This is a genomic window from Streptomyces sp. NPDC048275 (assembly GCF_040652275.1).
In the GTDB taxonomy this organism is placed as follows: Bacteria; Actinomycetota; Actinomycetes; order Streptomycetales; family Streptomycetaceae; genus Streptomyces.
In genome coordinates, this window is record NZ_JBEZLR010000023.1 from 58,257 (window position 1) to 71,701 (window position 13,445).

Annotated in this window: 12 protein-coding genes; 3 read left to right on the plus strand and 9 right to left on the minus strand. The window is 69.5% G+C overall.

Annotated elements, in window-relative coordinates; all coding sequences use genetic code 11:
• Positions 1-41 precede the first annotated feature (41 nt).
• Positions 42-1,526: a cytochrome P450 gene (locus AB0D57_RS16510; RefSeq protein ID WP_362072291.1), complete on the plus strand. Its 1,485-nt coding sequence runs from the start codon at positions 42-44 to the stop codon at positions 1,524-1,526.
• Here the strand turns inward: AB0D57_RS16510 and AB0D57_RS16515 are convergent.
• Positions 1,488-2,333 carry a pentapeptide repeat-containing protein gene (locus tag AB0D57_RS16515; protein ID WP_362072293.1) on the minus strand — a complete coding sequence of 282 codons (846 nt, stop codon included), beginning with the start codon at positions 2,331-2,333 and terminating at the stop codon, positions 1,488-1,490. The genes AB0D57_RS16510 and AB0D57_RS16515 overlap by 39 nt on opposite strands.
• Positions 2,334-2,577: 244 nt before the next feature.
• Between AB0D57_RS16515 and AB0D57_RS16520 the strand changes: the two genes are divergently transcribed.
• Complete coding sequence (locus AB0D57_RS16520) at positions 2,578-2,787, plus strand: DUF5999 family protein (protein WP_362072295.1); 210 nt, start codon at positions 2,578-2,580, stop codon at positions 2,785-2,787.
• Positions 2,788-2,979: 192 nt separating this feature from the next.
• Here the strand turns inward: AB0D57_RS16520 and AB0D57_RS16525 are convergent, their stop codons facing one another.
• The 8 genes from AB0D57_RS16525 to AB0D57_RS16560 all read right to left on the minus strand — a co-directional run bounded on the left by AB0D57_RS16525 (position 2,980) and on the right by AB0D57_RS16560 (position 11,984).
• A complete protein-coding gene (locus AB0D57_RS16525; RefSeq protein ID WP_362072297.1) occupies positions 2,980-4,281 on the minus strand; it encodes an alpha/beta fold hydrolase in 1,302 nt (433 codons plus the stop codon).
• 121 nt (positions 4,282-4,402) lie between these two features.
• Positions 4,403-5,428, minus strand: coding sequence for a LacI family DNA-binding transcriptional regulator (locus AB0D57_RS16530; RefSeq protein WP_362072299.1), 1,026 nt, complete (start codon positions 5,426-5,428; stop codon positions 4,403-4,405).
• Between the two features lie 98 nt (positions 5,429-5,526).
• Entirely contained in the window at positions 5,527-6,939 is a 1,413-nt protein-coding gene (locus tag AB0D57_RS16535) for a BNR repeat-containing protein (protein WP_362072301.1), read from the minus strand.
• Between the two features lie 42 nt (positions 6,940-6,981).
• Positions 6,982-7,302, minus strand: a complete 321-nt coding sequence (locus AB0D57_RS16540) for an L-rhamnose mutarotase (protein ID WP_362072303.1) — start codon at positions 7,300-7,302, stop codon at positions 6,982-6,984.
• Between the two features lie 26 nt (positions 7,303-7,328).
• Positions 7,329-8,411 (minus strand): rhamnose ABC transporter substrate-binding protein, encoded by a 1,083-nt coding sequence (rhaS, locus tag AB0D57_RS16545; protein WP_362072305.1) that lies wholly within the window; start codon positions 8,409-8,411, stop codon positions 7,329-7,331.
• Between the two features lie 33 nt (positions 8,412-8,444).
• Entirely contained in the window at positions 8,445-9,437 is a 993-nt protein-coding gene (locus AB0D57_RS16550; protein WP_362072307.1) for an ABC transporter permease, read from the minus strand.
• Complete coding sequence (locus AB0D57_RS16555) at positions 9,430-10,470, minus strand: ABC transporter permease (protein WP_362072309.1); 1,041 nt, start codon at positions 10,468-10,470, stop codon at positions 9,430-9,432. The genes AB0D57_RS16550 and AB0D57_RS16555 overlap by 8 nt, the downstream gene beginning before the upstream one ends.
• Positions 10,467-11,984: a sugar ABC transporter ATP-binding protein gene (locus AB0D57_RS16560; protein ID WP_362072311.1), complete on the minus strand. Its 1,518-nt coding sequence runs from the start codon at positions 11,982-11,984 to the stop codon at positions 10,467-10,469. The genes AB0D57_RS16555 and AB0D57_RS16560 overlap by 4 nt, the downstream gene beginning before the upstream one ends.
• Before the next feature lie 247 nt (positions 11,985-12,231).
• On the opposite strand from AB0D57_RS16560, the gene rhaI reads away from it, so the two are divergent.
• Positions 12,232-13,392: an L-rhamnose isomerase gene (gene rhaI, locus AB0D57_RS16565; RefSeq protein WP_362072313.1), complete on the plus strand. Its 1,161-nt coding sequence runs from the start codon at positions 12,232-12,234 to the stop codon at positions 13,390-13,392.
• The last annotated feature ends 53 nt before the right edge of the window (positions 13,393-13,445 follow it).

The window sequence follows — 13,445 nt, forward strand, 5'->3', positions numbered from 1 at the left end:
CAACAGAGTCAACCTGCCGCAGACACAAGGGAGATGGCGTCATGGCTCAGACGACACAGGCCGCGCTGCCCAAGGGGTTCCGCAGCGCGGAACTGGGCTGGCCGGAGCTGCACCGCATCCCCCGTCCGCCGTACCGGGTCCCCGTGCTCGGGGATGTACTGGGCGCGGGCGTCCGCTCGCCGCTGCAGGACTCGATGCGCATCGGGCGCCGGCTCGGGCCGATCTTCCGGCGCAAGGCCTTCGGCAAGGAGATCGTCTTCGTCTGGGGCTCCCGGCTCACGGCCGAGTTGGCGGACGAGGCCCGGTTCGCCAAGCATGTGGGGCTCGGGATCGCCAATCTGCGGCCGGTCGCCGGGGACGGCCTGTTCACGGCGTACAACCACGAGCCGAACTGGCAGCTGGCGCACGACGTCCTGGCCCCGGGCTTCAGCCGCGAGGCCATGGAGGGCTACCACCCGATGATGCTGGCCGTGGCCGAGCGGCTGCTGGACCGCTGGGACCGGGAGCGGGCGGCGGGACGCGCCGTGGACGTGCCCGGCGACATGACGAAGCTGACGCTGGAGACGATCGCCCGCACGGGCTTCGGCCATGACTTCGGCTCGTTCGAGCGCTCCCGCCCGCATCCCTTCGTGGCCGCGATGGTCGGCACCCTGACCTACGCGCAGCGCCTCAACGTCCTGCCCGCGCCGCTGGCTCCCGTGCTGCTGCGCACCGCCACCCGGCAGAACGAGGCCGACATGGCCCATCTCAACCACACCGTCGACAAGGTCGTGGCGGAGCGCCGACGCGGCGGCGGAGACGGGGACCTGCTCGACCGGATGCTGGAGACCGCCCGTCCGGGGACCGGGGAACGACTGACGCCCGAGAACATCCGGCGCCAGGTCATCACCTTCCTGATCGCCGGCCACGAGACCACCTCGGGCGCGCTCTCGTTCGCCCTGCACTACCTCTCCCGGCACCCGGACGTCGCCGCCCGCGCGCGGGCCGAGGTGGACCGGGTCTGGGGCGACACACCCCGGCCGGGCTACGACCAGGTCGCCAAACTGCGGTACGTGCGCCGAGTGCTCGACGAGTCGCTGCGGCTGTGGCCGACGGCGCCCGCCTTCGCCCGGGAAGCCCGTCAGGACACCGTGCTGGACGGGGTGCACCCGATGCGCAGGGGTGCGTGGACGCTGGTCCTGACGGCGATGCTGCACCGGGATCCGGAGGTCTGGGGTGCGGACGCGGAGGCGTTCGACCCGGATCACTTCGACGCGAAGGCGGTACGGACCCGGCCGGCGCACACCTTCAAGCCGTTCGGCACCGGGGCGCGGGCCTGCATCGGCCGCCAGTTCGCACTGCACGAGGCGACGCTGGTGCTGGGGCTGCTGCTGCGCCGCTACGAGCTGCGGCCCGAGCCGGACTACCGGTTGCGGGTCTGCGAGCGGCTGACGCTGATGCCGGAGGGGTTGCGGCTGCACCTCGAGGGCCGCGCACCCGCACCGGACTCAGCGACCGCCCGCCCAGTGGCCCGGGCGGGTGACTGACTCGGGCAGCCTGGTGCCGGCACTGCCCCGGGCCGCGTTCACCTGAGGCTGGGTCAGGAAGAACGCGCCGGTCAGATCGGCGTCCGTGAGGTCGGTGTCGCGCAGATCGGCGCCGATCAGATCCGCGCCGCGCAGATCGGCACCGGTCAGGTCGGCGGCGATGAGGTAGGCGCCGCGCAGGCTGGCGCCGCGCAGGTCGGCCCCCTTGAGCCGGACGCCCATCAGGTCGGCGCCCCGGCGGTCCTTCTTCTTGCCGCGTCCCAGGCCGGCGCGCACGAGTTCGCTGGTCCGCAGCAGCAGTACGTTGACGTCCTGCCGGTGCGCGCCCACGTCCAACTCGCCCAGTTCCTCGGGGGTTCGGCGGGTGAGCCGCTCCGTCTCGTCGAGCGCGCGGCGGACGTCGGCGTGCACCGGGCGGGCCGCCGGGAGCGTCAGCGCCTCGTTCAGGTACCAGAGCAGTTCGTGGAGTTGGCGGACGACGGGGAACACATCGAACATCTGCCGCGCGTGCTCGCGCGTGCCCGAGCGCCAGTCCTGGCCGCCGAAGGTGACCTGGGAGACCTTCTGCCCGGCGCCGAAGCAGTCGTACACGGTGCAGCCCGTGAAGCCCGTCTGCCGCAACCGTGTGTGGATCCCGCAGCGGAAATCGGTCTCCAGGTTCGAGCAGGGCTTTCCGGCGTCCTTGTCGATCGCGAAGTCCGCCGAGCGGGCGAACGGCAGCGCGACACAGCACAGCCCGAAGCACTGGCCGCAGTCGGCCCGCAGATCAAGGCGCCGGTCCAGGGCCACACCGCTGTCTTCTTGCATGGACCCAGCCTACTGAGCCGATCACGGCCGAGCCGGACGATATACGCGTACTCGAGCAGCCGACGGTACTGTTCGGACGGCGTGAGCCGCAGCGCCGTGCCGCCCAACTCCCTTACGGGGCAAGGAACTCACCGATGCCCTGTCGGGATCGGAGAGGTCCTCTCCACACAGGCGAAAACAAGCTCCGCTATGACTGAGCCAACACCCACATACAGAGGAACGCCCCGGACGCAGGAGAGACACCATGTGCACCCACCGGCCGCCGTGCCCCACCGTCGACAGCCCCGACCATCGAGCCGCCGTCATCGTGTCCGCCCACCCGGAACAGGGCTGGAGCCTGCTGTGCAACGGCACGCTCGTCTTCGACGACACCGGTGAGCTCCTGCCGGACGGACGGGTCGTGGGCCCACTGCGGACGACGCTCGTGGGCCCTGCGACGCCGGTCGCCGCCTGAGGCAGGGCCTAGGCCCTGTCGTCAAATTCCCGCCTGCCTCGCGACGCCATGCACGCACTCTCGCCGCACCGGGCGCAGACCCACGTACAACCAGTACGAGGGTCTGCGCCCGGCACGCCGAGAGCACGCACCTGACGCCACGAGGCCCGCCCTCCGGGCGGACGACGCGAATTTGACGACAGGGCCTAGGGTTCAGACCTCGTCGCGCGTCAGCGCCAGCAGCCGGTCCAGGACCCGCGGTCCCCCGGCCCGTACGCCGTCGTGCTCGAACTCGTCGGTCACCCAGGTCCGCAGACCGCCGATGGTGCGGGCGGTCCGCAGGGCGTGCTCCGTGTCGACGTACATGTCGTCGTGGTACACGGCCGCGGCCACCGGGACCTTGTTGGCGGCGAGACGGGCGGGGTCGTAGAGCGGCCGCCAGTCCGTGCGCGAGGCCAGTTCCTCGGCAGTCTCGCGCAGGGGGCGCAGCGCCGGATCGGTGTCGAACATCCAGGGGTGCACGGACTCGCCGGTGAACAGCAGCGGTCCGTCGTCGGTGAGCGTCTTGGCCGCGTCGAACTGCGGGAACTCGGCCCGCACCCGCTCCGCGGACCAGGCGGTGGGCCGGTCGTCCTGGCCGTAGATCGCCTCGTGGACCAGTGCGTACAGCGGGTGACCTGCGTACGACAGGAGTCCTTGCACCTCCTCCTGGAAGGCGTCGGACAGTGCCTGGCCCTGCGGGGTGCGGACGAAGGCCTCCTCGAGGAGGTAGTGCAGGCGGTGGCTGCCCTCGCTGCCGCCGAGGAGGATGCCGAGGGACTGGAAGGCCTCGACGGTGAGCCGGTAGCCGCCGGGCAGGACGGGCTCGTGCCGCACGAGGTACTCGGCGATCTGCCGGGCGCGCTCCACGTCCTGCGGGTAACGCGCGTAGTGTGCGGCGACCTTGCGTTCGATACGGGGATACGCGGCCCGGTAGACGTCGTCCGCGTGCGCGTCCAGTGCGGGCAGTCCCCCGGTGATCAGGGCCGCGCGCAGGCCCTCCGGGGCCGTCGAAAGGTAGTTCACCGTGCAGAAACCGCCGAAGCTCTGGCCGAGTACGGTCCAGGGGTCGCCGCCGGTGAGCCCGGGGCGGATGGCCTCGCAGTCGCGGACGATGGAGTCGGCGCGGAAGTGCGTGAGGTAGTCGGCCTGTGCGCGCGGGCCGCCGCGCAGCGGCAGGGTCTGACGGTTGGCGGGCGTGGAGTGCCCGGTGCCGCGCTGGTCGAGCAGCAGCACCCGGAACTCCTTCAGCGCCCGGCCGAGCCAGGCCTGCTTGCCGACGAAACGGTTGGCGCCGAAGCCGGGGCCGCCCTGGAGGTAGACCAGCCAGGGGAGGTCCTGGTGCGCCTTCTCGCTCGCGACGGCCTCGCGTGCGAACAGCTCGATGCTCTCCCCCGCCGGGTCGTCGTGGTCGAGGGGCACACTGAAGCGGTGGTCGGTGAGGACGACACCGGGCTGGCGGTAGCTGACGGTCAACAGGGCTCCCGAGACGTACGGATTCCAGGCTCCGTCCCAGTTGAACACATGATCCCGGAGGCGCCGCGCCCGGGGATCAAGAAAACCGTACTGAATGGTGACTCAGCGCGTGAGTGGTGACTCAGCGCGCCGACAAGCTGGAGCGGCGCACCACCAGCTCGGGCTGGAGCACCACCCGCTGGTGCTCGTGCGGCGTGGACGCCGTCTCGGCCTCCGTCTCCTCCAGCAGCAGTTCGGCGGCGAGGGCACCCATGGTCATGGCGGGCTGGCGTACGGAGGTGAGCGGGACGGCCGCCGCGGCGGCGAACTCGATGTCGTCGTAGCCGACGATCGCGAGGTCGTCGGGGACGCCGACCCCCGCCGCGTACATGGCCTGCAGGACGCCGAGCGCGAGCAGGTCGTTGGCGCAGAAGACGGCGGTCGGGCGCTCGGCGAGGCCGAGGAGCCGGGCGCCCGCGTCGCGTCCCGCGGCCACGTCGAGACGCTCGGTGGGCAGCTCTCGCAGCGCGCTCGGCGGCAGCCCGGCCTCCGCCAGGGCGTTCAGCGCGCCCGCCCGGCGGTCGCTGACCTGGTTCAGGCCGGGCGGCCCGCTGACGTACGCGATCGACCGGTGGCCGGCATCCACGAGATGGCGTACGGCCAGCGCGCCGCCCGCCACGTCGTCGACGGAGACCGAGCACTCGGTGGTGCCGTCGGCGACCCGGTCGACCAGCACGAAGGGGATGCCGTTGCGGCGGAACGTCTCGATGTTGCGCCCCGTGGCGTCGGCCGGTGTGAGGAGCACTCCGCGCACCCGCTGTTCGGCGAAGAGCGACAGATAGTCGGCCTCCTCGCCGGCGCTCTGCGCGCTGTTGCAGACCATCACACCGAGCCCGGCGTCCCGTGCGGCGCGCTCGGCGCCGCGGGCCACGTCCACGAAGAACGGGTTGCCCATGTCGAGGACGAGCAGGCCCATGATCCGGCTGCGCCCGGCCCGCAGCTGGCGCGCGGACTCGCTGCGGACGTAACCGAGCCGGTCTATGGCCGACAGGACGCGCGCCCGGGTCTCGGAGGCGACGCTGTCCGGGCGGTTGATGACGTTCGACACCGTGCCCACGGAGACTCCGGCGACGCGGGCGACGTCCTTGATACCCACCGACTGGGCCATCGGGCGGAAACCTCCAGGGGGACAAGTAGTGGTGGGCGGGCCTTCACATTACCCGCGCGCCCGCCGACATCGATGGTCAGACGGCAGTACGAAGTCGTTCATGACGGCAGCTTGAAGTCGACGACTTGGAGCGCCGAGGGTGTCGTCCCGCTGGACTTCTCCTGGTACATGATCGACAGCGTCCCGTCTTGCGGGACGCGTGTCTCGTCGATCACGACCTCGCCGAACGCGTTGAGGCCGCTGCCGTCGTACAGGAGCTTCCAGTCGGTGTACCCGGACGACTTCGAGGCGGCGGCTATCCGGCCGAAGGGCATGATCGCGTAGACGTTGTCGTACTTGTCCAGGATCAGCTTGGTGCGCTGGCTGGAGTTCAGCGCGATGGGGATCTCGGTCTTCGTCCAGCTGCCGGAGGCGTTCTTGCGGAGGTGGAAGGCGCGGCCGTTGGTCGTCCGGTCGGTGACGTAGTTGGTCGTGCACTGGCCGAAGCGGCCGGGCACATAGCTGATGATCGCGTGCGGCAGCCCGGTGGAGTCGGTGGCCTGGCTTTCCTGGTTCATCAGGGAGTGGTCGGGGTTGAGGGGGTCGACGACGAGTCCGGGGTCGGTGACGGCCACCTTGTCGGAGCCGCCGGTGGTGCCGACGAGAGTGCCCGCGTCGTTGCGCCAGGTGCGGCCGCGGTCGGTCGAGTAGACGTAGCCGGTGTCGTGATTGGTGATGCCACCGCCGTTGCACATCACCGCGGCCGACTGCTCGCGCCAGGTGAAGAAGGAGTGCAGCCGACCGTTGACGTCGTAGTCGATGCCGTGCAGGTACATGTTGCGGGCGGTGCTGGAGCCGTGCTCGCTGGTGTACGTGCCGGTCGAACTGGACCACTCCCCGAGAGCGGTCCAGGACGAACCGTCGTACTCCGCGAGGGCGTTGCGCCCGTTTCCGGAGATGGCGACCCGATAGCTGAGCTGGAGCTTGCCCTCCGGTGTCGAGACGAACTGCGGGTAGGTGAACTGCGTGGTGAGCGCGAGCCCGTCGAGGCTCGTCTGTACGGCGCCGAAGACCGCGGAGGTCCAGGCTGTCGAGGCGGCGTTGTCGAGCAGCCCCGCCACCGACTTCACGTAGAAGAAGCCGTCGCTGTGGGAGTCCATGTTGAGGTGCAGCCGGCCGTCGGTCTTCGACACGCCCATGGAGATCACGTTGTGCGAGTCGTCGCTCTTGAGCTTGTGGCCGAGGGTGACCGTCGACCAGCTTGACGCGCCGAGCGCACGGCGGGCGACGACCGCGCTGCGGTCGGCGGTGTACCAGACGGCGTACTGGTGGCCCTTGTACGTGAGCAGACCGTTCTTCTGGAACGCGTTGTTGTTGACCAGGCCGTCGTACGACACGAAGTACACGGCCTGGGCGTCCAGTCGGGTGCTGCCGGTACGGGTCACCGAGGGGCCCGGGTCGGCCGCCCGTGCCGTGCCCGGGGCCGCCACGGTGGTGAGCAGGGCCGTCGCCAACAACGTGCGTCGTCTCATGTGCGGAGCTCCTGGTTCGGGCAGGGGAATCGGGCGAGGGAGTCAGGCGAGATGGAAGACTTCCGTGAGGGGCTTCATGGCCTCGTCGGGCCGGGCACCGTCCAGGGATTCGAAGAAGGGTGCCATCTCGGCCTGCCAGCGGGCGTTGACGTCGGTGGCCTCCATGGCGGCCTGGGCCGCCGTGAAGTCCTCGGTCTCCAGATAGCCGACGAGCAGTCCGTCGTCACGCAGGAAGAGCGAGTAGTTGTGCCAGCCGGTGGCCGAGAGAGCTGCGAGCATCTCGGGCCACACGGCCGCGTGCCTCTCGCGGTACTCCACGAGCCGGTCCTGCCGGACCTTGAGAAGAAAACAGACGCGCTGCATGAAGTACCGCTCCCGCGTGAGACGGATCAGAAGTCGAACTGGTCGATGTTCTCGGCCTTGAAGACGGTCGGCTTGCCCAGGTTGATCACGCCGTCCTTGCCTATGGTGAAGGAGCCCATGGCACCGGCCTCGAAGCTCTCGCCCTCCTTGCCGCTGATCTGCCCCGAGGACAGCGCCACCGCCGTACGCGCGGCCAACTCGCCGAGCTTCGCCGGGTCCCACAGCTCGAAGGCGTCGACGGTGCCGTTCTTGACGTACTTGCGCATGTCGTTGGGGGTGCCGAGGCCGGTCAGCTTGACCTTGCCCTTGTACTTGGAGCCGGACAGGTACTGGGCGGCGGCCTTGATGCCGACGGTGGTCGGGGAGATGATCCCCTTCAGGTTCGGGAACTCCTGGAGCAGGCCCTGGGTCTGCTGGAAGGACTGCTGGGCGTCGTCGTTGCCGTACGCGACCTTGACCAGCTTGATGTCCTTGTACTTCGCGTCCTTGAGCTCGTCCTTCATGAAGTCGATCCAGGTGTTCTGGTTCGTGGCGGTCTGCGCGGCGGACAGGATCGCGATCTCGCCCTTGTAGCCGATCTGTTCGGCGAGCAGCTGCACCTCGGTGCGGCCCAGGTCCTCGGCGCTGGCCTGCGAGACGAAGGCGTTGCGGCACTCGGGCTTGGTGTCGGAGTCGTAGGTGACGACCTTGATGTCGTTCGTCATGGCCTGCTTGAGCGCGGTGCACAGGGCACCCGGGTCCTGTGCGGAGACCGCCATCGCGTCGACCTGCTGCTGGGTGAGCGTGTTGACGTACGACACCTGGCTGCTGGTGTCGGTGGCGCTGCTCGGGCCGACCTCCTTGTAGCTGGAGCCCAGTTCCTTGAGGGCCTTCTCGCCGCCCTTGTCCGCGGAGGTGAAGTACGGGTTGTTGACCTGCTTGGGCAGGAAGCCGACCGTCAGGCCCTTCTTGGTGGCCGCCTTCGGGTCGGCCTTGCCGGCGGTCGCGTTCGAGCCGCTCTCGCTCTTGACGTCCTTCTTGGTGGTGCCGCCGCAGGCGGTGACGGCCAGGGCGAGGGAGGTGACGGCGGCGAGCGCCGCACAGCTACGACGGATCGAGGACTGGCGCATGACGTGGATTCCTTATGAGGGTGAGCGGAACGGTTACGAGGCTGGAGTCGAGGCGGCTCTGCGGCCCGCCCTCGCTATGGAGATCTGCCGCGCGACCCGGGGGCCGAGCACGGAGACGACGAGCAGAACGCCGGTGACGACGATCTGCGACTGGGCGGAGACGTCCTGGAGGCTCATCACGTTCTGCGCCGCGCCGAGCAGGAAGACTCCCGCGATGGCGCCGCCGAGCGTGCCCTTGCCGCCGTCGAAGTCGATGCCGCCGAGGAGGACGGCCGCGATGACGGAGAGTTCGAGCCCGGTGGCGTTGTCGAAGCGGGCGCTGGCGTAGTGCAGGGCCCAGAAGATGCCGGTGAGCGAGGCCATGAAGCCGGTGGCGACGAACAGGAGCAGTTTCTGCCGCTTGACCCGGATGCCGGCGAACCGTGCGGCCTCCTCGTTGGCGCCGACCGCGAACGCCGAGCGCCCGAACGGGGTGGCGTGCAGGACGACCACCGCGATGGCGAGCAGCACGAGGAAGGGCAGGAACGCCTGCGGGATGAAGGTGTCGCCGATGCGTCCGGCCGCGAAGTCCAGGTACTGGGTGGGGAAGTCGGTGACCGCGTCCGAGCCGAGCACGATCTGCGCGATGCCTCGGTAGGCGGCGAGCGTGCCGATGGTGACGGCGAGCGACGGCAGGCCGAGCCGGGTCACCAGCAGGCCGTTGACGAGCCCGCACACCACGCCGAGGAGCAGGCACAGCGGGATGATCGTCTCGATCGACATGCCCTGGTTCCACAGGGCGCCCATCACCGCCCCGGACAGACCGGCCGTGGACGCGACCGACAGGTCGATCTCGCCGGACACCACGAGCAGGGTCATCGGCAGGGCGATCAGCGCGATGGGCAGCGTGTTGCCGATCAGGAACGACAGGTTGAGGGCGTTGCCGAAGCCGTCCACGAACCCGAAGGAGAACAGCAGCAGGACGAGGAGGAGGGCGCCGACCACCGTGTCCCAGCGGACGGCGCGCGCGAGAGGCGAGTCAGCCATGGCGGGCGTTCCTCTTCTTCAGGGCGGAGGCCACGCGCAGCGCGACGACCCGGTCGACGGCGATGGCGAGGAGGAGCAGGATGCCGTTGATGGCGAGCACCCACACGGAGCTGACGCCGAGGGCGGGCAGCACGCTGTTGATGGAGGTGAGCAGCAGCGCGCCGAGCGCGGCGCCGTAGACGCTGCCGGAGCCACCGGTGAAGACGACACCGCCGACCACCACCGCGCTGACGACGGTCAGTTCGTAGCCGTTTCCGGTGCTCGAGTCGACGTTGCCGAACCGGGCGAGGTACAGCGCGCCCGCGAGTCCGGCGAGGCCGCCGCAGACGATGTACGCGGTCAGGATCCGCTTGCGGACGGGGATCCCGGCGAGCCGTGCGGCCTCCGGGTTGGAGCCCAGCGCGTACAGCTCGCGGCCGCTGCCGAAGTGCTTGAGGTAGTACGCGGTGACCAGCAGCACGGCCAGCGCGATCAGGGCGAGATACGGGATCGCCGAGATGCCGCCGGAGCCGAAGTCGACGAAGCCGCCGGGGAGGTCGGCCGCGGTGATCTGGCGGGAGCCGACCCAGATGGAGTCGATGCCGCGGATGATGTAGAGCGTGCCGAGGGTGACGACGAGTGCGGGCACCTGGCCGAGGCTGACGAGCAGCCCGTTGACCAGTCCGCAGCCGATGCCGAGCAGCACCGCGAGGAACACCGCGACGACGGGGTTTCCGCCGTCCTGCAGATAGATGCCGGCCGCGAAGGCGCTGATGCCGAGCGTGGAGCCGACCGACAGGTCGACGTTCCGGGTGATCACGACCAGGGACTGGCCGGTGGCAACGAGCACCAGGATGGTCGCGTTCAGCAGCAGGTCCTTGATGCCCTGCTCGGAAAGGAACTCGCTGTTGCCCATCTGGGTGATGGCGATCATCACCAGGAAGACGACCAGGATGGCGAGTTCGCGCATCTTGAAGACGCGGTCGACCAGCCGGGTGCCGTTCGACCTGGGCACTTCGGCGGCGGGGGCGGGGTTGGGCGCGGTCACCGTCATGCGGCGGCCCTCCCGGTGGCGGCGGCCATCACGGATTCCTCGGTGGCTTCGGAGCGTGGGATCTCGGCGGTGAGCCGGCCCTCGTGCATCACCAGCACGCGGTCCGCCATGCCGAGGATCTCGGGCAGATCGGAGGAGATCATCAGGACGGCCACGCCGTCGGAGGCCAACTCGCTGAGCAGTCGGTGCACTTCGGCCTTCGTACCGACGTCGATGCCACGGGTCGGCTCGTCGACGATCAGTACCTTGGGGCCGGTGGCGAGCCACTTGGCGAGGACGACCTTCTGCTGATTGCCGCCGGACAGAGTCGACACGGTGTCGGCGATCCGGGCGTACTTCACCTGCAGCTTGACCGCCCAGTCGAGGGAGCGGCTGCGCTCGGCGCCCCGGTCCATCAGGCCCGCCTTGACCGTCGTCCGAAGCCCGGTGAGCCCGATATTGCGCTCGATGGACATGTCCATCACCAGGCCCTGGGCGCGTCGGTCCTCGGGGACGAGGGCGAGCCCGGCGGCCATGGCCGTGGACGGCGCCCCGTTCGTGAGCGCCTTGCCGTCGACCTCCACCCCGCCCGCGTCCCAGCGGTCGACTCCGAAGACTGCTCGGGCGACCTCGGTACGCCCCGCGCCGACGAGGCCGGCGAGACCGACGATCTCGCCGCGCCGTACGTCGAAGGAGACATCGGTGAAAACGCCCTCGCGGGTCAGACGGCGCACGCTCAGGGCGACCTCGCCGGCCTCGACGTCCTGCTTGGGGTAGAGCTCGTCGAGGTCGCGGCCGACCATCCGGCGTACCAGGTCGTCCTCGGTCATTCCATCGAGGGGCTCGCTGGAGATCCAGGCGCCGTCGCGCAGGGTCGTGACGCGCTGGCAGATCTGGAAGATCTCCTCCAGGCGGTGCGAGATGAACAGCACCGCCGAGCCCTGCTCGCGCAGGGTGCGGACGACTCCGAAGAGTCGGGCCACCTCGCTGCCGGTCAGAGCGGCGGTCGGCTCGTCCATGATCAGGACGCGGGCGTCGAAGGAGAGCGCCTTGGCGATCTCGACGATCTGCTGGTCGGCGATGGACAGCCCACGCGCCGGCCGGTCGGGGTCGAGTTCGACGCCGAGTCGCTTCATCAGCGCGGCGGTCGCCTCGTGGGTGGCCTTGTGGTCGATACGGCCGAGGGCGCGCCGGGGCTGGCGGCCCATGAAGATGTTCTCGGCGATCGACAGGTCGGGGAAGAGCGTGGGCTCCTGGTAGATCACCGCGATGCCCGCGTCCCGGGCGTCGGCGGGACCGTGGAAGACGGTGGGCTCGCCGTCCAGCAGCACCCGACCGGCGTCCGGTCGGTGCACGCCGGCGAGCGTCTTGATGAGGGTCGACTTGCCCGCGCCGTTCTCGCCCGCGAGTGCGTGCACTTCGCCGGGGAACAGCTCCAGGGACACGTCCCGCAGGGCGCGTACCGCGCCGAAGGACTTGGAGATGTCCTCGAGCGCCAGTACGGGGGCCGGACCCGCGTCGGACCGGTGGGTCATGGGGGCTCCTCAACGGCGCGGGCAAAGAAGCCTCACGACGTCGTGAAAGGTTTCAACTAGGTTGCCGGGACGTTAGACAGGTCGCACAGGTCACGTCAATGGGTCCGAGTCGAAATTTTCGATAGTGAGAGGTAGCAACCGAGTCACGGAGAGCGGTCTTCGTCCAGGGGGGTTGACAGCCCTTCTAGGGGCTCATAGCTTCAGCCCGTCTGAATCGTTTCAGAAGACTTGTCAGAGGAGCCCTGAAGTGACCGAGCTTGCCGCGGTGAAGACCGCCCTCAAGACCCAGGCAGTAGAGACGCCGTCGTGGGCGTACGGGAACTCGGGAACCCGCTTCAAGGTGTTCGCGCAGCCCGGAGTCCCGCGCAACCCGCGCGAGAAGCTGGACGACGCCGCCCAGGTGCACGCTTATACGGGTGCCGCGCCGACCGTCGCTCTGCACATCCCCTGGGACAAGGTCGACGACTATGGGGCGCTGGCCAAGTACGCCGAGGAGCGCGGCCTGCAGCTGGGCACGATCAACTCCAATACTTTCCAGGACGACGACTACAAGCTGGGCAGCATCTGCCACCCGGACGCGACCGTGCGCCGCAAGGCCCTTGATCACCTGTTCGAGTGCGTCGACATCATGGACGCGACGGGTTCGAAGGACCTGAAGCTCTGGTTCGCCGACGGCACGAACTATCCCGGGCAGGACGACATCCGCGAGCGCCAGGACCGTCTCGCCGAAGGACTCGCCCAGGTCTACGAGCGGCTCGGGGACGACCAGCGGATGCTGCTGGAGTACAAGTTCTTCGAGCCCGCCTTCTACACGACGGACGTCCCGGACTGGGGCACCGCGTACGCGCACTGCCTCAAGCTCGGCCCCAAGGCGCAGGTCGTCGTCGACACCGGCCACCACGCCCCCGGCACCAACATCGAGTTCATCGTCGCCACGCTGCTGCGCGAGGGGAAGCTCGGCGGCTTCGACTTCAACTCCCGCTTCTACGCCGACGACGACCTCATGGTGGGCGCCGCCGATCCCTTCCAGCTCTTCCGGATCATGTACGAGGTGATCCGCGGCGGCGGCTTCGCGCCGGAGGTCGCCTTCATGCTCGACCAGTGCCACAACATCGAGGCGAAGATCCCGGCGATCATCCGCTCGGTGATGAACGTCCAGGAGGCCACGGCCAAGGCTCTCCTCGTGGATCGCTCTGCCCTCGCCAAGGCGCAGCGGGCCGGTGACGTGCTCGCCGCCAACGCGGTGGTGATGGACGCGTACAACACGGATGTGCGGCCGCTGCTGGGTGAGGTGCGCGCCGAGCTGGGGCTGGACCCGGACCCGGTTGCCGCGTATCACCGGTCCGGGTGGGCGGCGAAGATCGCTGAGGAGCGGGTCGGTGGGCAGCAGGCGGGGTGGGGAGCGTAGCGGCTGCCTCGCGTCTGTCGGGTTGGGCCGGCACCGGGCTGCGGGCCGCAGGT

Excerpts from the sequence above, each read along its gene's own strand:
- AB0D57_RS16555 (WP_362072309.1), bottom strand. The coding sequence starts at position 10,470 with ATGACGGTGACCGCGCCCAACCCCGCCCCCGCCGCCGAAGTGCCCAGG.
- AB0D57_RS16560 (WP_362072311.1), bottom strand. The coding sequence starts at position 11,984 with ATGACCCACCGGTCCGACGCGGGTCCGGCCCCCGTACTGGCGCTCGAG.
- AB0D57_RS16515 (WP_362072293.1), bottom strand. The coding sequence starts at position 2,333 with ATGCAAGAAGACAGCGGTGTGGCCCTGGACCGGCGCCTTGATCTGCGG.
- AB0D57_RS16520 (WP_362072295.1), top strand. The coding sequence starts at position 2,578 with ATGTGCACCCACCGGCCGCCGTGCCCCACCGTCGACAGCCCCGACCAT.
- AB0D57_RS16530 (WP_362072299.1), bottom strand. The coding sequence starts at position 5,428 with ATGGCCCAGTCGGTGGGTATCAAGGACGTCGCCCGCGTCGCCGGAGTC.
- AB0D57_RS16535 (WP_362072301.1), bottom strand. The coding sequence starts at position 6,939 with ATGAGACGACGCACGTTGTTGGCGACGGCCCTGCTCACCACCGTGGCG.
- AB0D57_RS16550 (WP_362072307.1), bottom strand. The coding sequence starts at position 9,437 with ATGGCTGACTCGCCTCTCGCGCGCGCCGTCCGCTGGGACACGGTGGTC.
- rhaS (WP_362072305.1), bottom strand. The coding sequence starts at position 8,411 with ATGCGCCAGTCCTCGATCCGTCGTAGCTGTGCGGCGCTCGCCGCCGTC.
- AB0D57_RS16540 (WP_362072303.1), bottom strand. The coding sequence starts at position 7,302 with ATGCAGCGCGTCTGTTTTCTTCTCAAGGTCCGGCAGGACCGGCTCGTG.
- AB0D57_RS16510 (WP_362072291.1), top strand. The coding sequence starts at position 42 with ATGGCTCAGACGACACAGGCCGCGCTGCCCAAGGGGTTCCGCAGCGCG.